This is a genomic window from Roseivivax sp. GX 12232 (assembly GCF_021272185.1).
In the GTDB taxonomy this organism is placed as follows: domain Bacteria; phylum Pseudomonadota; class Alphaproteobacteria; order Rhodobacterales; family Rhodobacteraceae; genus Roseivivax.
In genome coordinates this window covers 53,273-71,942 of the sequence record NZ_JAJSEC010000012.1, presented here as the reverse complement: position 1 = coordinate 71,942, position 18,670 = coordinate 53,273, and the positions used below count along the sequence as shown (strand labels likewise).

Genomic DNA, 18,670 nt, shown 5'->3' with positions numbered 1-18,670 from the left:
ACGGCAGGTCGATCGGGCAAGGGGACAAGGAGATGCCGGAGATAGGCGAACAGATCGCGGCGCTGCCGCTGAGATTCAAGAAGGATGACAAGGTCGAGATCCTCATGGTCACCTCGCGCGATACCGGCCGCTGGGTCATGCCCAAGGGCTGGGAGATGGACGGCAAGAAGCCCTGGCGAGCCGCCGAGATCGAGGCGCTCGAGGAGGCCGGCGCGCTGGGCTACATCGGCCGCGAGGCGATCGGCACCTACCGGTATCCCAAGATCCTCGACGACGGGCGGATCGTGCCCTGCCTGGTGCGGGTCTACCCGATGATCGTTGAGAAACTGAAAAGACGCTGGAAGGAGAGCGGCGAGCGCAAGCGCCGCTGGTTCAAGCCGGCCCAGGCGGCGAAACGGGTCGTCGAGGCCGACCTGGCCGAGCTTCTCCTGACGCTCGACAGCGCCAAGCCGAAGAAACTTCCGGCGGTGCGCGAGCTTCTGAAAGCGTCCTGAGGCCCGGGAAAGGGGGCCTTAGAAAGCAACAAGGGCCGCACCGGCGGGATGCGACCCTTGCGCTTCGAAGGCTCCCACCGTCTTGGCCCCTCAGCCTAACGACAGGATTACGGCCTCCGAATCCGAATTCCTCGCGCCTTTCGGCGCGCTCTTGAGCGTCCCAAGAGACCCGATAAACGCCGATCTCGGCGCCGGGTTCCCTGATGGCGGGATTGCGAATGTGCAACTCGCCGGACGGATTGCGCCCCTTCTGGATCACCGCGCGCCCCCGCGCATTAAACTGTGACATACTCGGCCAGATTTTTTTGCGGCCGGGTGAGGGGGTGAGGATGACGACCAAATGCACGCAGTGCCCGTTGCGCGGGCTGGAGCTGTTCAAGCCGATGTCCGACCGCGAGGTGGGCTTCATGGAGCGCTTCAAGGTCGGGGAAATGACCGTGCAGGCCGGCACGCCCTTGATGTCCGAAGGGTCGAACTCGCCGCAGCTTTTCACCGCGCTCTCGGGTTTCGGGCTGCGCTACACGCTTCTGGCGGACGGGCGGCGGCAGGTCCTGTCCTTCATTTTGCCCGGCGATTTCATCGGCCTGCAGGCGGGGGTCATGGAATATATGACCCATTCGGTCGAGGCGACGACCGATATGACGCTCTGCGTCTTCAACCGCTCGGAGCTCTGGACGCTGTTCCGCAACCAGGCCGAACGGGCCTTCGACCTGACCTGGCTTTCCGCCTCCGAGGAGCGCTTCCTGGGCGAGGCGCTGGCCACCATCGGCCAGCGCTCGGCCTATGAGAGCATCGCCTGGGCCTTTTCCCGGCTCTACCGCCGCCTCGACGCGCTGGAGATGCGCGAGGGCAGCTCGGTGCCGCTGCCCTACCGGCAGCAGAACCTGGCCGACGCGCTGGGGCTGTCGCTGGTCCATACCAACAAGACGCTCGCCCAGCTGCGCGAGAAGAAGCTGGCGAATTGGACCAACGGGCGGCTGCATGTCCCCGACATCGAGGCGCTGGAGGAGGTCGGCCTGGTCGAACATCCGACCCTGCCGCGCCCGCTGATGTAGGGCAGGGCGCGCGGGTCACGCATCGGGTTGTTTCGGCGACAGTCCCGACACCTTTCGCGGGACTGTCCACGCAATTATCCACAAGCTGGGGAGAATGCCCGGGCGTAAGCCCTGGGCGCGTTTCGCGCGCTGGTTGCGGGGTTTAAGCGAACAGCGGTTCGGAAATCGTGCCGGTTGTCTGCGCCCGCAGCGCGGGAAAACTCCACAAACCCACAAGTGACCTCGCGGCAGCGAACCTGGCGTTCATTCCGCGGTGTCGAGCCAGATCGTCATCGGCCCGTCGTTGACCAGATGCACCGCCATTTCCGCCCCGAAACGGCCGGTGGCGACCGGCACGCCCTCGGCCTGCAGGCTGGCGGCGAAGCGCTCGTAGAGGTGGCGGCCGTCATCCGGGGCGGCGGCACCGGAAAACCCCGGGCGGTTGCCGCGCCGGGTGTCGGCCGAAAGGGTGAACTGGCTGATCACCAGTGCCGCGCCCGCGACATCGCCGAGCGCCAGGTTGGTCTTGCCCGCATCGTCGCGGAAGATCCGCATCCGGGCGACCTTCCGCGCGAGCTTGTCGGCCTCGGCCTCGGTGTCGCCTTGCATCCCGCAGACCAGGATCATCAGCCCGGTGCGGATCTCGCCGATCACCGCGCCCTCGACCTCGACCCGGGCTTCGCTGACCCGTTGCAGAAGCGCCCTCACAGCTCGGTCTCCCAGGGCGGGTTGGCCCCGGCGCGGCTGACGGTCACCGCGGCGGCCTTGGCGCCGAGGCCCACGGCAGCGCGCAGATCCTCGAGCCCCGCGCCCCGGAAGGTCGCGCGCTCCAGAAGCCCGCCCCGGTGCAGCCCGGCCAGGAAGCCCGCGTTGAAGGTGTCGCCCGCGCCCACGGTGTCGACCACCTGCGCGCGTTCGGCGGCGACGCGGATCGTGCCCTCGGCGCTGGTCGCATCCACGCCCTCGGCGCCCCGGGTGACCAGCACCAGCGCCACGCCGCGCGCCACGAGGTCCTCGGGCGTGAGGCCCAGCCAGTCCATGTCCTCGTCGGAGAGCTTCACCACATCGGCCCCGGCCAGCATCCCGTCGAGCCGGGCGCGGTAGCGCGCGGCGTCCTTGATGAAGCTCGGGCGGATGTTCGGGTCGATCATCACCAGCCGTTTGCCGGCCTCGCGGGCGGCGAAGGCGGCATAGGTCTCGGCGGCGGGTTCGGAGACCAGCGAGATGCCCCCGAAGAACAGCGCCTGCACCCCCTCGCCGAGGTTGGGCAGATCCGCCTCGGTCAGCATCCGCCCGGCGGTGTTCTCGTCGTAGAAGGCGTAACGCGCCTGGCCGTCGGTCAGGGTGACGAAGGCCAGCGTGGTGATCCGGTCCGACCGCGCCGCGAAGCTGCTGTCGACGCGGCTGTTGCCCAGCTCACGGGTCAGGATGTCGCCGAAGAGATCGGTGGAGAGGCCGCTGAAGAATCCCACCGGCGCACCGAGCCGCCCCAGCGCGATGGCGGTGTTGAAGACCGCGCCGCCGGCATAGGGCGCGAAGGCGGGCTCTCCGGCCCCGCTTTCGCGCGGCAGCATGTCGATCAGCGCTTCGCCGCAACAGAGAATCATCTGGCACCTCCCTCTCCGGGCCCCGCGCGGGGCCATGTTACCGCTAACTATCCGCTCCGCGCCCCTCGGGGCAAGCGGTCATCCGTAGACCGCCAGGACATAGCCCAGGCCCGCCGCCAGCACCGCGCCCGTCAGAACCGCGGCGGCGATCTTCCAGGCCGAATAGGGCCGCTCGCCCTGCACCCGCCCGGTCTGGCCGTTGACCACGAAGCGGTAACTCTTGCCGCGGAACCTGTAGGCGGCCATCCAGACCGGCAAAAGAATATGCTTGAAGGTCACCTCCGAGACCTCGGTCTCGACCTGGTGCACGCGCTGGCGGTCGCCGCCGATGTCGAACTTCACGTCGCGCCGGATCTGCCGGTCCATCTGGCCGCGCGCCTCGGCGAAGCCCTCGTCGAGATCAACGGTATAGGCCTCGGCGCGGAAGCCCGCGACGAACTCGGGGCGGTAGGGTTCGAGCCGGGTTAGGTCCCAGGGCGGCAGCGCCTCGGTGTGGCTCTTGGGCAGCGAGCCCGAGGCCAGCACCAGCACGTCGTCGAAGGCCCGCGCGACCCGGCCCGAGACCGCGCGCCAGCGCACCTTCTGGACTCGCTGGGTGGTCATCTTGCCGTCGCGCATGACCTGCCGGGTGGTGTAATAGACCGTGCCCCTCTCGCCCCGGTAGTGCGAGCGGGTGTCGGCGTCGAAGGTCCAATAGGGCACGTAGATGCCCTGCATCCGCCGCCCCTTGCGGGCGTAGTCCTGCACCCCGTTCGGCGCGAACCAGAGCCGCCCGAGCCAGGCCACCATGGCCGCGCGCGCCGCCTCTTCGGTCAGCGCGAAGGGCAGGAGGCCGCGCGGCTTGATATGGCGGTTCTCGCCAGTGTCCTTGACCACCGGCGTCGCGCAGAAGGGGCATTCGGCGGCATGGGCGTCGGGGTCGAATTCCACCGAGGCGCCGCAGTTGGGGCATTGCGAGACCCGGGTGACCTCCATCTCCTGGATCGGCAGCAGGTCGCGCATGGCCTGCTCGAAGTCCAGCTCGCGGATGCCGCCGCCCCAGGGGCCGGCTTCCTCGAGGGCGGCGCGGTGGCCGCAATGCCCGCAGGCCAGGTCGCCGCTCGACGGGTCGAACCGCAGGTCGGCGCCGCATTGGTCGCAGGGGAAGCGGTGATCCTCGAGCGGCATGGAAGCATCCTCCGGGGCGCGGGCGGCAAGGGGCAGCCGCACTGTCGCCGCGCCCGGCCCGGGGTTCAACGGAAAACCGGGGGGCCGGGGCCGCGCTTGCTAGAGGAAGCGGTGCAGCGCCTTCGGTGCCATGATGCGCAGGGCGTTGTCCTTAAGCCGGACGTGGCGCCAGATGTGAAAGCCCGCGTGCACGGCGGCCACGGCGCCGAGGCTGTAGAACTCGATGGTGTGCATCGTGCCGATCCAGTCGTTGGCCTGCGGCATGTTCAAGGGCGGTGCGATCGGCAGGAAGCCCCCGGCCTTCAGAAGCCGCGCGCTGGTCAGACCCAGGAGGAACCCCGAGAGCGCCACGAAGCCGATGCCCAGGACCAGCGTGTGATGCAGCGCCCGGTGCAGCCGCCGCTGCCAGGGCTTGAGCTTCGGCCCCGGCCGCCCGGCCAGCCCGCGGCGCAGGTAGTCGAGCGTCCAGATCACCGCCAGGGTCGAGAAGATCAGCCCCAGCACCGAGTGGAACTGGAAAGCGCGCGGGCCCAGCGGCACCACGTCGCGCGGCTGCACCAGCATGAACCAGATGAAGAGCGGGATCATCACCGCATGCATGGCCTTGAGCCAGCTCCGCCGCGCCGGCAGGGCCGCATGAAGCCGCGCGGCCCAGCGCGGGCCGGACCGGGAACGAGGGGCGGCGCGGTCACTCATGTCTTTACTTACGTCCCGCGGGGCGGATCGGTTTCAGATCAGGCCGGCGGCGGAGGCGGGGGCGGCGGCATCACCGTGAAAAGCTGCGCCAGTTCGGTGACATCCTCGGCCCGCATCCAGCCGTCCTGGCCCGGGGTCCAGACGAATGTATCACGGGTCAGGCTGCCCTCGGAGGCCATGCGGCCGAGCCGCGCGCGGCTGAAGGGACCCTGCGTCTCGCCGTTCTCGGCGATGTGCCAGACCCGTTCGGGCGGCGGGGGCGGCGGCGCGATGGGCGCGGCGGCGGCAGGGGCAGGGGCCGCGCCGGGGCTCGCGCCCCAGGGGCCGCGCCGTCCGCCGACCGCCTCGGCCATCTGCATCCCGAGCCCCGCGCCGAGCCCCATGCCCATGGCGCCGCCCGCCTGGCCGCCCTCGGCCATGGCTTCGGCGGCGCGCCACTTCATGTGCTGGTCGAGATCGCCCGCCACCCCGCGCGAGGTCCGGGCGTCGAGCGCCTTCTCTACCGCCGGCGGCAGGGAGATGTTCTCGAGGTAGAGCTCGGGCATGGTCAGCCCGTAGGTCGCCAGAGTCTTCGAGACCTCGGCGGCGACCAGCCGGCCCAGGTCGGCGGTATTGGCGGCCATGTCGAGCACCGGGATCCCCGAGGAGGCCAGCGTCCGGCTCACCTCCTGGACGATGATGTTGCGGATCTGGAAGGAGACCTCGTCGCGGGTGAACTCGCCGTCGGTGCCGACGATCTCGGTCAGGAAGAGCCCCGGGTCGGTGATCTTGATCGCATAGGTCCCGAAGGCGCGCAGGCGCACCGGCCCGAACTCGGGATCGCGCAGCATCACCGGGTTCTTGGTGCCCCACTTGAGGTTGGTGAAGCGGTTGGTCGAGACGAAGTAGACCTCGGACTTGAAGGGCGAGCGGAAGCCGTGGTCCCAGTGCTGCAGCGAGGTCATCACCGGCATGTTGTTGGTCTCGAGCATGTAGAGACCGGGGGTGAAGACATCCGCCAGCTGACCCTCGTGCACGAAGACCGCGGCCTGTCCCTCGCGGACGGTCAGCTTGGCACCATACTTGATCTCGTGGCCCTCGCGCTCGAAGCGCCAGACCATCGTGTCGCGGCTGTCGTCGGTCCAGTGGATGACGTCGATGAACTGGCCGGAGAGGAAATCGAAGATGGGCATGGCGTCGCTCCCAGGGGCTGTGCGGTCAGTTCGGCCCCGCGCGGGCGATCCGGTCGCCGGTCAGCTCGGTGGCGAGGCGACGGATGATCGGGCGGGCGGTCTCGGCGCTCATGCCGGGGGTGAGCGCGGGGTCGTAGAGGATCTTCAGCAGCATCTCGTCATGGGTGGTCAGCAGCGCGAACTCGTCGTCGTCGTTGAAGATCGAGGGCCGCGCCGAGGGGCTGTCATTGGCGAGGCCAAGGCCCTGGGCCACCTCCTCGTGGATGCAGGATTTCATCAAAAGGCCCGGGTGCTCGGCGCGGATCACCGCGATGGCCTTGCCGTAGGCATAGCCGCCGGGCTCGTCGGAGAAGGCGATGACCAGGCAGTGAATGGCGCGGGGCAGCGAGCGGAAGACCGAGAGCGAGGCCGGGTCGATGTCGGGCACCAGCGCCTTGATCCGGGGCGCGATCTGGTCGCGGTCGTCCTCGGACATGAAGAGCACGTGGAAGTTGGTGCGGCTCTCCGACATGGAGATCGGATGGCCGGTGACCCGCGCCAGGCGGGTGACGTAGCGGCCGAGCTCTGCGTCATTGGCGCGGCGCGCCTCCTCGGGGACCGAGGCGCCGAACTCGGCGGCGACGCGGATCGGCTGGCGCCATTTCTTCACCGGCCCCAGCTCTCCGCCGGAGCGTTGCAGCCCGGCGCCGCGGCGGTATTCCTCGGCCAGGGCGATCTGCTCGAAGTTCCGCGCCAGCTGGGTGTCGGTATAGGGCGTGTCGATGCCGCCGCCGTCGGTGCGCATCAGCCCCTGGCCCACGAGGTCGGCCTCGACCCGTTCGTAGTAGCGCGCCAGTTCGCGGCTTTCGGCCGAGGGCTCGCGCGCCGCCGAGGGCGGCGGCGGGGTCAGCGCGTCGGGCCGGGCCTGCGGCGCGGTGCCGGGCGGGGCGGGCGACTGGTCGATCAGCGCGCAGCCCGACAGGGCGAGCGCGAGGCCCGCCGCCAGCCAGGGATATGCCCGCGCCCGCGCCAAGGGGTCAGCCCGCCGGAACCGAGGTCGCGGCGGTGTCGCCGGTGCCGGTGCGCCGGGCCTTGGCGGCGGCCAGAGTGTCGCGCAGCTCGCGCTCCATCTTCTGCAGCTCTTCCTCGGCCTCGGCGCGGCGCGCCTTGCCCTGGTCGGCGATGGCGAGGCTTTCCTCGATGGTGCCGATCAGATCGGCATTGGCCTGTTTCACCGCGGTGATGTCGAAGACCCCGCGCTCCATCTCCTCGCGCACCGCGCGGTTGCTGTCGCGCAGGTTCTTGGCGTTGGCGGTCAGCAGGTCGTTGGTCAGGTCGTTGGCCTCGCGCACGGCGGCGGCGGCCTCGGTCGAGCGCTGGATGGTAACCGCCTGGGCGAGCTGCGTCTCCCAGAGGGGCACAGTGTTGACCAGCGTCGAGTTGATCTTGGTCACAAGGCTCTTGTCGTTCTCCTGCACCAACCGGATCGAGGGCAGCGACTGCATGGTCACCTGGCGGGTCAGCTTGAGGTCATGCACCCGGCGCTCGAGGTCGTCGCGGGCGGCGCGCAGGTCGCGCAGCTCCTGGGCGGCCATGACCTGGCGGTCCTCGGAGGCGGCCTCGACCGCAGCTTCCTTGGCCGGGATCTCGGTGCCGTCGAGCTCGGCCAGCTTGGCCTCGCCCGCGGCGATGTAAAGCGCCAGCTCCTCGTAGAACTGCAGCGTCTTCTCGTAGAGCAGGTCGAGCGACTTGATGTCTTTCAGAAGCGTATGCTCGTGGCGCAGAAGCTCGTCGGTGATGCGGTCGATCTGGCCCTGCACCTCCTCGTAGCGGGCGGTGAACTTGGCGAAGGGCGTCGCCCGGCCCAGGAGCTTCTCCCACCAGGAGCGGTTGCGGCGCATGTCCAGCTCGGAGACCGAGAAGCCGCGGATCGTGGTCACGATGCCGCGCAGGCTGTCGCCCGCCGGGCCCACGTCCTTGTTCTTCACGCCCTGCAGCATGGACTGGCTGATTTCCTGCAGCTCGGACTGCGCGGCGGCGCCGAAGGCGACGATGGAGTTGCTGTCCTCCATGTCGATCTCGTCCATGCGGGCGCGGATCTCGTCGGCCAGAGGCGCATCGGCGCGGTCGAGCGCGGTCACCTCATCGGCGGGGGTCGGCGCGGGGAAATTCCGCTCGCTCACGTCGCGCAGCTCCGCTTCCGCTGCCTGGGCCTTGGCCTGAACCTGTTCGGACATGAATCATGTCTCCCGTCTTGTAAGTCACTTCGCGGGCCGGTCGAGGCCAACGCCCTCCCGGCGCAATCGGTCCCGCAATACGTCGATTTCGATCTGCAGGTCGCTGTTGGCATCGACCAGCAGTTTTTCCGTCTTCTTGCCGAAAGAGGTTTCCAGATCGTCGAGAAGCGCCAGGAAATCCGCCTTGGCGCCGCTGTCGCGGCTGCGCGCGAAGATCTCGGCAAAGCGCTGCGCGGCGTCGCGGGCGCCCATCAGGTAGACGCCCAGGTATTTGCGCGCCGCGGTCAGGTCGCGGGGGTCGTCCTCGACGGTGCGGATGAGCGCACGGGCGGCGGCGCGGAACCGCTCGACCCGGGACTCGACGGCGCGGTCCCCGGCGCGGCGGGCGGCCTCGACCATCTCGGAGAGGTACGCCTCGGCCTCGTCGACGACCCGGGCGACGCGGTCCTGCTGGAAGGCGTCGATGTGATCGAGCCCCTTGCCGCGCAGCGGGTCGATGCCGAAGGCCGCGAGATGCAGCCCGCCTCCGGCCAGCGCGAAAAGCCCGGCCTCGAGCGGGCCGCCGCCATGGGTGACGCTGGCAAGCCCGGTGCCCAGGGCCGAAAGCCCCGCGGCAAAGACCTTGCGGGGCAGGGCGGGGCGCCGGGCGATCTTGCGTTCCTCGAAGGCGGCCTCGGCCTTCAGCCCTTCGCGGAGCAGCATCGCGCCCGCGGTCCAGACCGCCGCGCCCGCAAGCCCGGTGACAAGCCCGGTCGCCCCGGAGAAGAGCGCGCTCAGCCCCAGGAGGGCGGGCGGCAGGAACATCAGGTTGGCGCGGGCACCGACCGGGCTGACCCGCGCGCCGTGGAAGGCCGGGGGCGCCTCCTCGGTGCCGGGGGTCTTGCCCGCCTCGGGGCTGTAGCGTCCGCCAAAGCGCTGGGACATGGGGTCACAGCCCTCCGAGCCAGCCGAGAGCGACGCCCGCCTGCAAGGCCAGCAGAAGGAAGAAGGCGAATTTCTGGAACCCGGACCCGGCCATGCGCGGCCCCTTTTCCCTGGACACGTTCGGAACCTAGGGATTTGCCGACGCAGTTACCAGATACAATGCCGCACCGCCGTCATGCCGCGCGATTTTGTTCCATTCGGTCGAGCAGCAGATCGGCCTCGAGCGCGAAGGCGTCGTCGTTCTGCGCGGCGCTGCGCTTGCGGGCGCGGGTCTCGAAGCCGTCGGCCAGCGCGGTGATTCGCGCCGTGTAGCGGCGGCCGGCGAGCGTCGGGTTGACCTTCCAGCCCTCCTCGAGCGCGTCGACCTCCTTCTCGGCGAGCTTCACGAAGGTCGCCAGCGCCTTGCGCAGCGCCAGGAACTCGCGCGGGGTCTGGGCATGCACCCGGATCAGCCGCAGGATCGCGGTGCGGATCGCCTCGGTGCGCAGGGTCAGCTCGTCCTGCTGAAGCGCGGCGACGCGGGTGATGATCTTGTTGAGCCGCGCATCGGTGACCTCGACCGCCTGCCAGGCGGCGCGCTGGGCGAGGTAGCGCGGGTTGTCGTAGCCTTTGTTGCGCCAGGGGTCGAAGCCGAAGGCGGCGATGGCGAGCAGGAAGCCCACCGGGCCGAGGATGGCCGGGATCGTCCAGGTGCTGAACTGGTGGCCCGCGAGCAGGAAGGCGATCACCCCGATCATCGCCGACCCGGCGAGCTTGCGCGGAAAGCGCGGCGGCTTGGCCATGCGGGCGCGGTTGTAGCGCGCCTCGATCTGCTGGCCGCGGGCGATGAGCCGGGCCGCGATGGCCAAGAGCCCGAAGTAGATCACCGCCGAGATCGTGGCGCTCAGCGAGCCCAGGATCAGCCAGAACATCAGCGGACCGGCGGCGAGCAGCAGCACCAGCAGCTCGTCGGGGCTGTGGTCTCTGGCGCGTTGGAAGATGGGCCGGTTTCCGAAATCCGTCATGGGGGCGCTCACAGGAAGGTCAGTCCGAGCATCAGCGCGGTCAGCACCGCGAGGGCGATCCGCGACGCCGCCTGCTCGGGGGCGAGGAGGTTGGAGAGGAGGGCCCGGAGGGTCGCGGCTACATCCGAGCTGACCAGCGTGGCATGGCGCACCACGTAGTAGCAGGAGAAGCCGAGAAGGGCGGTGGCGAGGATCGTGAACAGCATGTTCCGAACCTCGCGCCGAATCGGGGCAAAATCGCGGCATCAGGCGGGAAATGTCGCGACCCTTGGGCCTGTTTTCGCGCCGGTCAGCGGGCGGGTTTCCGCCGCTTGTTGCGGGTGGCGCGGGTCGGGCGGCCGCGCTGGGCCTTCTCCTGCTCTTCCGGGCTCAGGCCCAGCTGGTCGCGCAGGACCCGCGGGCGCACCTCCTCGACCTCTCCGGCCTTGAGGTTGCCCAGCTGGAACGGCCCGTAGGAGATGCGGATCAGCCGGTTCACGCTCAGCCCGATGTCGGTCATGGCGCGGCGGATCTCGCGGTTCTTGCCCTCGCGCAGGCCGACGGTCGCCCAGGCGTTGGCGCCCTGCTGGCGGTCGAGCGTGACGATCATCGGCTGGAAGCGCGTGCCCTCGACCTCGAGCCCGTCGCGCAGCGGCTGGAAGGTGGCGTCGCTCGGGCGGCCCTTGAGCCGCACCCGGTAGCGCCGCAGCCAGCCGGTCGAGGGCAGTTCGAGACGCCGCTTGATGCCGCCGTCGTTGGTCAGGAGCAACAGCCCTTCGGAATTGAGGTCGAGCCGGCCGACGGTCATCACCCGCGGCAGGTCCTCGGGCAGCTCGTCGAAGATCGTCGGACGGCCCTGTTCGTCCTTGGTGGTCGTCACCAGCCCCGGCGGCTTGTGATAGAGCCAGAGCCGCGGCGGTTCGGGCGCCTCGAGCGGGCGGCCGTCGACGGTGATCTTGTCGGCGCCGGTCACGTTCAGCGCGGCGCGTTCGATGACCTTGCCGTTCACCGCGATGCGGCCGGCGGCGATCATCTTCTCGGCCTCGCGGCGCGAGGCCACGCCGGCGCGGGCGAGCACCTTGGCGATCCGGTCTCCGGGGGGCGTCTGTGTCATGCGCCCGACTTAGACCCGCGCGCCCGGCCTGTCCATTGCCCGCAAGCCGCGCTAGGGACGGGACATGAGCTTTCGCAGTCACATGCAGACGGCGCTGGACGAGGCGCGCGCGGCAGAGGCCCGGGGCGAGGTGCCGGTGGGCGCCGTGCTGGTCGATCCCGAGGGCCGGGTGCTGGCCCGCGACGGCAACCGCACCCGCGAGCTGGCCGATGCCACCGCCCATGCCGAGATGCTGGTCCTGCGCGAAGGCGCGCGGGCGCTCGGCGCCGAGCGGCTCTCGGGCTGCGATCTCTACGTGACCCTGGAGCCCTGCGCGATGTGCGCCGGGGCCATCGCGCATATGCGGGTGGCGCGGCTTTATTACGGCGCCGCCGACCCGAAGAGCGGCGGCACCGCCCATGGCGCGCGGGTCTTCTCGCATCCCCAGTGCCACCATCGCCCCGAGGTCTACGACGGCATCGCCGCCTCCGAGGCCGAGGCGCTGCTGCGCGACTTCTTCGCCGGGCGGCGCGAACCATGAGGCCGCCGCGCAAATCCCGCCCGCGCCCCGAGCGCCGACGGGTGCTGATCTTCAACAAGCCCTTCGGGTGCCTGTCGCAGTTCACCGACAAGGGCACCGAAGGTTCCGGCCGCGCGACGCTTTCGGATTTCATCGACGTGCCAGGGGTTTACCCCGCAGGCCGGCTGGATCGCGACAGCGAAGGGCTCTTGGTGCTGACCAATGATGGCCAGCTTCAGGCGCGCATCGCCAGCCCGAAATACAAGCGCGAGAAGGTCTATCTCGCACAGGTCGAGGGCGCCCCGGACGAAGACGCGCTTGCGCGGCTTAGGGGCGGCGTGACGCTGAAGGACGGGCCGACCCGGCCCGCGGGCGCGCGGCTGATCGCGCCGCCCGATCTCTGGCCGCGCGACCCGCCGGTGCGCTACCGCAAGTCGGTGCCCGACCACTGGATCGAGATCACCCTGACCGAGGGTCGCAACCGCCAGGTTCGGCGCATGTGCGCGGCGGTGGGGCTGCCCTGCCTGCGGCTGGTGCGCTGGCGGGTGGGCGAATGGACGCTCGACGGGCTGGGCTCGGGGGAGTGGCGCGAGGTGACGGCTTAGGGCGCGGGGCGCGGCTCGGGATCGAGCCCTAGCGCCCAAGCCCCGGCGCCCGAAAAAGCTTACTGTTTAGCGCGCCTTTGCGTCGGGCGCAGGGCAAAGCCCCAAACCCCCACCCTCAGTGCCACTTCGCAAGCGGCGGCAGCGACATCAGCACCGCGTTGGCGTCATGGCCGGTCTCCAGCCCGAACTTTGTGCCCCGATCGTAGACCAGGTTGTATTCTGCATAGAGCCCGCGATGGACGAGCTGGGCGTCCTTGTCGGCCTCGGTGAAGGGCTGCACCCGGCGCTTTTCCACCAGCGGCAGATAGGCGGGCAGGAAGGCCCGGCCGATGTCCTGGGTCAGGGCGAAATCCGCCTCCCAGTCGCCGGTCGAATGGTCGTCCATGAATATGCCGCCGACGCCGCGCGCACGATGCCGGTGCGGGATGTAGAAATATTCGTCCGCCCAGTCCTTGAGGCGCGGGTAATGCGCCTCGCCATGCGGGTCGAGATGCGCCTTCTGCTGGGCGTGGAAATGCGCGGTATCCTCGGCGTATTCGATGCAAGGGTTCAGGTCCGAGCCGCCGCCGAACCACCAGGCATGCGGGGTCCAGAACATCCGGGTGTTCATATGCACCGCCGGGGCGTGGGGGTTCTGCATATGGGCGACGAGGCTGATGCCCGAGGCCCAGAAGCGCGGGTCCTCGGTCATGCCGGGGATGCCCTTGCGCGCGGCCATGGCGGCCTGGGCGCGTTCGCCGAGCGTGCCGTAGACCTCGGAGACATTGACCCCGACCTTCTCGAAGACCCGGCCGCCGCGCATCACGCTCATCAGCCCGCCGCCGGCGTCGGAGCCGTCGTCAGAGCGGCGCTTGGTCTCGGTCACCTCGAAGGCGCCGGGGGCGCTCTCGGCGAAGGGGCCGCTGTCATGCGAGGCTTCGAGCGCCTCGAAGGCGGCGACGATCTCGTCGCGGAGGGTGCGGAACCAGGTCGCGGCGCGCTTGCGCTCGTCCAGAAGCTCGTCGGTCACTTGGGTCTCCCTCTGTCGCTCCGCCCGTCTTGCCAAGGGGCGCGGGGCGGGGCAAGCGCCTTCCGCCTGGGCGCGGGCAGGGCCGTGGGTTCGCAAGCGACGTTACAGGCAGGTCGCGCGGCGAGGGCGCTCCGCCGCCGCCTCAGTGCGCGGGCGCGTTCACCGGGTCGAGCAGCGTGCGCCCGCCGTCGATCGTCATGATCTGGCCCGTGAGGAAGCGCGCGCTGTCCGAGCAGAGGAACTGCACCGCCTCGGCCAGTTCCTCCGGCGCGGCGATCCGGCCGAGCGGCGTGTGCTCCTCGATGTCGCCGCGATACTCGCGGTGCTCTTTCAGGGTAGACTTCAGGCTCGAGGACATCACCGAGCCGAAGGCCAGCGCGTTCACCCGGATCCGCTCGGGCGCATAGGCCACCGCCATCGACCGGGTCATCTGGTCGAGCGCCGCGCAGGCCAGCGAATAGCCCATGAGTTGCGGATGGGTGCGCCGCGCCGCGATGGACGAGAGGTTCACGATCGCGCCGATCTGCCCGTCCTCCTGGCTTTCGCCCTGCTTGATCATCCGCCGGGCGACCAGCTGCGACAGCCGCATCGCGGTCATCAGGTTCTGCTGCAGCATGACCTCGACGCTGTCGTCCTCCATCGAGAAGGGATCGGTCTCGATCATCTGCCGGCTGCCGTTGACCAGGATGTCGACCCGGTCGAAGGCGTCGAGCGTCGCCGACAGCAGGTTCGCCAGGGTCAGTTTCTCGCGCAGGTCGCCGACGAAATAACGCATGTTCTCGTTCTCGTCGCGGGGGCCCACTTCCTTGGCGAGCCGCCCCTCGTCGAGGTCGGCGAACATCACGTTGGCGCCCTTGGCGGCGAAATGCCGGGCGATGGCCAGCCCGATGCCGTTGGCCGCGCCGGTGACGATGGCGGTCTTGCCTTCGATCGAGAACCCCATCTGCGGTCTCCTTTTCAGCTCCGCGGGCGGTCTAGTGGCTAAGCGCGCGGCCTGCGAGTCGGACGTTGCGCCACGAAGAGCTTGAAGCGGGCGTCGCCGCCCAGGCTCTCGACGCGGGCGAAATACTGCTCGAGCGTGGTCTCATAGGGCAATTGCCGGTTGGCCACGAGGTAAAGCCGCCCCGAGGGCGCCAGAAGCCGCGCCGCCGCGGCGATGAAGGCGCGGCCAAGCGCGGGGTCGGCGGCGCGGCCGCTGTGGAAGGGCGGGTTGCAGACCACCAGGTCGAAGGGCGCGTCATCGCGCCAGTCGCGGGCGTCGGCCCAGTGAAAGCGCGCCCGCGGGTCATCGAGGTTGGCGCGCGCGCAGTCGAGCGCATGGGCATCCGCCTCGACCAGGTGCAGCTCGGTCAGGCCTTCGCGGCGCGCCAGTTCCGAGGACAGATAGCCCCAGCCGGCGCCCAGATCGGCGGCCCGGCCGGTCAGCGTCTCGGGGAGATGCGCGGCCAGAAGCCGCGAGGCCGGGTCGATGCCATCGGCCGAGAAGACGCCGGGCAGGGTCAGGAAGCCGTCGGCATTGGGCGCGGGCGCGCCCGCCCGCCAATCCGACAGATCGGTGCCGGGGGCGATCTCGAAACACTTGCCATGCGCCTTGGCGGTGACGCCGCGCACCTCGGCGCGGGCCTTCACCGCCTTCAGCATGGTGTCGATGCCGTCTGTCTTCTGCCCGTCGACGATCACCGGGCCGTCCGTGGCGGCCAGCGCCTCGGCCAGAAGCGCTTCTGCCTCGGCCCGGGCGCGGGGCAGGAAGACCAGCGCCGCGGCAATCGGACCCTCGGGGGCGGGCGCGGTGGCGATGCCGCGGGCGCGCAGGGCGGCGACCTCGGGGTAGTGGCGTTCGATCGCCACCAGCCGCCCCTCGGGCAGGGCGGCAAGGTCGCTGTCGCCTTTTGCGTTGAACAGCGCGATGACGCCCGCGTCGGGCAGGCTCAGCGCGCCCGAGGTGAGGGCGTGGGACAGGCGGGAAGCGGCCATCGGGACATCACGAGCGGGCGGGGCCGCTCATTCCTTCTCCATGGTGCATTGCAGCGGGTGCTGGTGGCGGCGGGCGAAATCCATCACCTGGCCGACCTTGGTCTCGGCGATCTCGTGGCTGAAGACGCCGACCACGGCGACGCCCTTCTTGTGGACGGTCAGCATGATCTCGAAGGCCTGGGCATGGTTCATGCCGAAGAACCGTTCGAGCACATGCACCACGAATTCCATCGGGGTGTAGTCGTCGTTGAGAAGCAGCACCTTGTAGAGCGGCGGCCGCTTGGTCGTGGTCTTGGTGTCGACCACCACGCCGGTATCGCCCTCGCCGCCCTTGGGCGGTCGTGCGGATTGGGCCATCGGCGTCACGCTTTTGGAGAATTCGGTCATCAAGCCGGGGTGCTGTCTGTTTGCTCGGTTTGTGTCGCGAATATATAACCCAGGACGCGCTTAAAAAAAGTCCCTCACCGGACGGGAATCCCGTGAAAATGCGAAAACTTCGGACGCTGGCCTTCGATGCCGACGATACGCTTTGGCACAACGAACGCTTCTTCAAGCTCACCCAGGCGCGCTTTGCGGAGCTTCTGGGCGATTACGCGGGCCCCGAGGACCTCGACGCGCGGCTCATGGCGGCCGAGCGGCGCAACCTCGGGCGCTACGGATTCGGGGTGAAGGGCTTCACCCTGTCGATGATCGAGACCGCGCTCGACGTGACCGACCACCGGGTGCCCGGCCGGGTCATCCGCGAGCTGGTCGAGGCCGGGCGCGACATGCTCGACCATCCGATCGAGCTTCTGCCCCACGCCGAGGAGACCGTCGCGGCCCTCGCCGAGAGCCATCACCTGATGTTGGTCACCAAGGGCGACCTTCTGCACCAGGAGCGCAAGCTGGCCCAGTCGGGCCTGGGCGAGATGTTCGACGCGGTCGAGGTGGTCTCGGACAAGACCCCGCCGGTCTACGCCCGGATCTTCGCCACGGCGCCGGGCGGGCCCGAGGGTGCCATGATGATCGGCAATTCGATGAAATCCGACGTGGTGCCCGCGATCGAGGCGGGCAGCTGGGGGGTCTTCGTGCCGCATGAACACGCCTGGGACTTCGAGCATGCCGAGGCCCCCGAGGACCCGCGCTTCCGCGAGATCGCGGACCTCGGCGCGTTGCCCGATCTGGTGGCCGAGATCGGCTGATCCGGGGCGCCTTTCGGGGGCGGTTTCGAGGGCGCTTCCGGGGCCGGCTCCGGGGCGGTTTCAGGGCGGGTTCAGGCCGCCCCGGCAGCGCCACGATCCCGCCATGTTTCCGCCACATTCCCAGCGGGTTGTATGCGGCCCGCCTCCCCCGCCCAGATCTTGCGCGCCATAGGCGGGCCAAGGCGGGAAAAATGTCTCTTTTGAAGCCTTTGCCGGACGGCTTTCGTGTGGTAGCCTTTGCCGTAATAAAGGCGTGCAAAACAATAATTCGCTCACCCGGAAAACCGGGGAGCTCAGAGGCAGAAAAGGCAAGGACAGTGAAGGGACCGCGCAAGCAGGCGGGCCATCCCGGCCTGTATTTTTTCACCGCATTCTGGTTCTTGGTGGTGCTTCCGCTCAGCGCCATGGCTGCCCCCTACGCGGGCATGGTCATGGATGCCCGGACGGGAGAAGTTTATTATTCCGAGAATGCCGACACCCAACTCCACCCCGCGTCGCTGACCAAGATGATGACGCTCTACATCGCCTTCGAGGCGGTGGAGAACGGCGAGCTGTCGATGGACACGCTGGTCACCATCACCCGCAACGCGGCGGCCGAACCGCCCTCCAAGCTGGGGCTGCGCTCGGGCCAGAAGATCAAGCTGCGCTACCTGGTGCGCGCGGCGGCGGTGAAATCGGCCAATGACGCCGCCACCGCCATCGGTGAGGCCATCGAGGGCACCGAGGCGGCCTTTGCGCGGCGGATGAACCGCACCGCCAAGGCGATGGGCATGACCCGCACCAACTTCAAGAACGCCCACGGGCTGACCGAAAGCGGGCACCTCTCGACCGCGCGGGACATGTCGATCCTCGGGCGGCACGTGCTCTATGACTACCCGGAGTATTACAACCTCTTCAGCCGGATCACCGCGGATGCGGGCATGCGGAAGGTCTCGCATACCAACCGGCGGCTGCTGCAAAGCTACTCGGGCGCCGACGGCATCAAGACCGGCTACACCCGCGCGGCGGGCTTCAACCTTGTCGCTTCCGCCGAGCGCGGCGGCGAGCGGGTGATCGCCACGGTCTTCGGCGGGCGGTCGACCGCGACGCGCAACGCGCAGGTCGAGAAGCTCCTGACCCTCGGGTTCAACAAGGCGCCGTCGCGGGTGGCCTTCAACGCGCCGAACCGTCCGCCCTACATGGGCAAGGCGGGCGACGTGATGATCGCCAAGACCAGCGACCCGGCGCCGGGGCTCCGGGCCAAGTCGATCCGCGTGGCGGCGGGTGCGGTGACGCGCTCGCTCCGGCCGCAGACGCGCCCGGGCTCCGAGCCCGCGCCGCTGCTCGTGGCCGAGGTCGGCGCCGACATCGAGGCGGTGGTGAAGGAGGCGCAGGCCCAGGCGCTCGCGCTGGCCGCCGCCGCCGAGAGCGACGTCGCGCCCGCCCCCGAGGAGATCGAGGAGATGCCGCAGGTCGCGGCGCTTGATACCGACAGCATCGTCGAGGCGGTGATCGCCGCCAGCGAAGGTGCGCCCGAGGCGTCCGTCACGCCGCGCAAGCGCCCCGAGGAAGTCGTCCTGGCCTCGCTGGGCGGCACCGAGACCGCTGAGGTCGCCGCCGCCCCCGCCGGCGAGCCGGTGCCCGCCGAACGCGAGGTGGTCAGCCGCATCTCCACCTCGGGCGGCCGCCACTGGGGCATCAACGTCGGCAAATACCCCAGCCGCTACTCGGCGGAACGCATGCTGCTGAAGACCGCGCTGCAGGAAATGGCGACGCTGAACGGCTCGCTGCGCAAGGTCATCAACCGCGGCAACGGCTATGACGCCAACTTCATGGGGATGTCACAGGATACGGCAAAGCTGGCCTGTCAGCGCCTCGAGGCGCGCGAGGTGAGCTGCTCGACCATCGGCCCGAGCTGACGGGCCGGAACGGGCGATCCCCGCAAGGCATGGGCGCCGGGAGTTCCCTCCTCCCGGCGCCCTTTTTTGTGCGGGTTGGGTGCGGTGAGGATGGTGT

General features: G+C 69.5%; 21 protein-coding genes. 6 read left to right on the top strand and 15 right to left on the bottom strand.

From position 1 onward, the window contains the following. The first annotated feature begins 32 nt into the window (after positions 1 to 32). On the top strand, positions 33 to 494 hold the full coding sequence (locus tag LR948_RS17095; protein ID WP_232755303.1) for an NUDIX hydrolase: 462 nt from the start codon (positions 33 to 35) through the stop codon (positions 492 to 494). A 329-nt stretch (positions 495 to 823) separates the two neighbouring features. After that, complete coding sequence (locus LR948_RS17090) at positions 824 to 1,549, top strand: Crp/Fnr family transcriptional regulator (protein ID WP_232755302.1); 726 nt, start codon at positions 824 to 826, stop codon at positions 1,547 to 1,549. Positions 1,550 to 1,792: 243 nt separating this feature from the next. On the opposite strand, the gene dtd is transcribed toward LR948_RS17090, so the two are convergent. The 11 genes from dtd to LR948_RS17035 form a co-directional block, all read right to left on the bottom strand. Further along, positions 1,793 to 2,236, bottom strand: coding sequence for a D-aminoacyl-tRNA deacylase (gene dtd, locus LR948_RS17085; protein ID WP_232755301.1), 444 nt, complete (start codon positions 2,234 to 2,236; stop codon positions 1,793 to 1,795). After that, positions 2,233 to 3,135 (bottom strand): carbohydrate kinase, encoded by a 903-nt coding sequence (locus LR948_RS17080; protein ID WP_232755300.1) that lies wholly within the window; start codon positions 3,133 to 3,135, stop codon positions 2,233 to 2,235. Before LR948_RS17080 ends, dtd begins: the two co-directional genes overlap by 4 nt. A 78-nt stretch (positions 3,136 to 3,213) precedes the next feature. After that, entirely contained in the window at positions 3,214 to 4,302 is a 1,089-nt protein-coding gene (locus LR948_RS17075; RefSeq protein WP_232755299.1) for a primosomal protein N' (replication factor Y) - superfamily II helicase, read from the bottom strand. 99 nt (positions 4,303 to 4,401) lie between these two features. Further along, on the bottom strand, positions 4,402 to 4,998 hold the full coding sequence (locus tag LR948_RS17070) for a cytochrome b/b6 domain-containing protein (RefSeq protein ID WP_232755298.1): 597 nt from the start codon (positions 4,996 to 4,998) through the stop codon (positions 4,402 to 4,404). A gap of 38 nt (positions 4,999 to 5,036) precedes the next feature. Further along, positions 5,037 to 6,170, bottom strand: a complete 1,134-nt coding sequence (locus LR948_RS17065; protein ID WP_232755297.1) for an SPFH domain-containing protein — start codon at positions 6,168 to 6,170, stop codon at positions 5,037 to 5,039. Between the two features lie 25 nt (positions 6,171 to 6,195). Beyond that, positions 6,196 to 7,182, bottom strand: coding sequence for a DUF2927 domain-containing protein (locus LR948_RS17060; protein WP_232755296.1), 987 nt, complete (start codon positions 7,180 to 7,182; stop codon positions 6,196 to 6,198). A gap of 4 nt (positions 7,183 to 7,186) precedes the next feature. Then, a complete protein-coding gene (locus LR948_RS17055) occupies positions 7,187 to 8,386 on the bottom strand; it encodes a toxic anion resistance protein (protein ID WP_232755295.1) in 1,200 nt (399 codons plus the stop codon). A 24-nt stretch (positions 8,387 to 8,410) separates the two neighbouring features. Further along, complete coding sequence (locus tag LR948_RS17050; RefSeq protein WP_232755294.1) at positions 8,411 to 9,310, bottom strand: 5-bromo-4-chloroindolyl phosphate hydrolysis family protein; 900 nt, start codon at positions 9,308 to 9,310, stop codon at positions 8,411 to 8,413. Between the two features lie 173 nt (positions 9,311 to 9,483). Continuing rightward, positions 9,484 to 10,314 carry a hypothetical protein gene (locus LR948_RS17045; protein WP_232755293.1) on the bottom strand — a complete coding sequence of 277 codons (831 nt, stop codon included), beginning with the start codon at positions 10,312 to 10,314 and terminating at the stop codon, positions 9,484 to 9,486. 8 nt (positions 10,315 to 10,322) lie between these two features. Beyond that, positions 10,323 to 10,520 (bottom strand): hypothetical protein, encoded by a 198-nt coding sequence (locus tag LR948_RS17040; protein ID WP_232755292.1) that lies wholly within the window; start codon positions 10,518 to 10,520, stop codon positions 10,323 to 10,325. 83 nt (positions 10,521 to 10,603) lie between these two features. Beyond that, the gene (locus tag LR948_RS17035) at positions 10,604 to 11,407 is read right to left on the bottom strand and encodes a pseudouridine synthase (RefSeq protein WP_232755291.1); all 804 of its coding nucleotides are present in this window, start codon (positions 11,405 to 11,407) and stop codon (positions 10,604 to 10,606) included. 64 nt (positions 11,408 to 11,471) lie between these two features. On the opposite strand from LR948_RS17035, the gene LR948_RS17030 reads away from it, so the two are divergent. Together LR948_RS17030 and LR948_RS17025 are read left to right on the top strand one after the other, a co-directional pair. Then, on the top strand, positions 11,472 to 11,927 hold the full coding sequence (locus LR948_RS17030; protein WP_232755290.1) for a nucleoside deaminase: 456 nt from the start codon (positions 11,472 to 11,474) through the stop codon (positions 11,925 to 11,927). Beyond that, entirely contained in the window at positions 11,924 to 12,511 is a 588-nt protein-coding gene (locus tag LR948_RS17025) for a pseudouridine synthase (protein WP_232755289.1), read from the top strand. The genes LR948_RS17030 and LR948_RS17025 overlap by 4 nt, the downstream gene beginning before the upstream one ends. 115 nt (positions 12,512 to 12,626) lie before the next feature. Here the strand turns inward: LR948_RS17025 and hemF are convergent, their stop codons facing one another. From hemF to clpS, 4 genes are all read right to left on the bottom strand, one after another. After that, complete coding sequence (hemF, locus tag LR948_RS17020; RefSeq protein WP_232755288.1) at positions 12,627 to 13,520, bottom strand: oxygen-dependent coproporphyrinogen oxidase; 894 nt, start codon at positions 13,518 to 13,520, stop codon at positions 12,627 to 12,629. 142 nt (positions 13,521 to 13,662) lie between these two features. Further along, a complete protein-coding gene (locus tag LR948_RS17015; protein ID WP_232755287.1) occupies positions 13,663 to 14,463 on the bottom strand; it encodes an SDR family NAD(P)-dependent oxidoreductase in 801 nt (266 codons plus the stop codon). Between the two features lie 38 nt (positions 14,464 to 14,501). Then, entirely contained in the window at positions 14,502 to 15,494 is a 993-nt protein-coding gene (locus LR948_RS17010) for a class I SAM-dependent methyltransferase (RefSeq protein WP_232755286.1), read from the bottom strand. Between the two features lie 27 nt (positions 15,495 to 15,521). Continuing rightward, entirely contained in the window at positions 15,522 to 15,851 is a 330-nt protein-coding gene (gene clpS, locus LR948_RS17005) for an ATP-dependent Clp protease adapter ClpS (RefSeq protein WP_232755285.1), read from the bottom strand. Between the two features lie 128 nt (positions 15,852 to 15,979). Between clpS and LR948_RS17000 the strand changes: the two genes are divergently transcribed. Together LR948_RS17000 and LR948_RS16995 are read left to right on the top strand one after the other, a co-directional pair. Further along, a complete protein-coding gene (locus tag LR948_RS17000) occupies positions 15,980 to 16,675 on the top strand; it encodes an HAD family hydrolase (protein WP_232755284.1) in 696 nt (231 codons plus the stop codon). Between the two features lie 404 nt (positions 16,676 to 17,079). After that, positions 17,080 to 18,573: a D-alanyl-D-alanine carboxypeptidase family protein gene (locus LR948_RS16995; RefSeq protein ID WP_232755283.1), complete on the top strand. Its 1,494-nt coding sequence runs from the start codon at positions 17,080 to 17,082 to the stop codon at positions 18,571 to 18,573. Positions 18,574 to 18,670 lie beyond the last annotated feature (97 nt).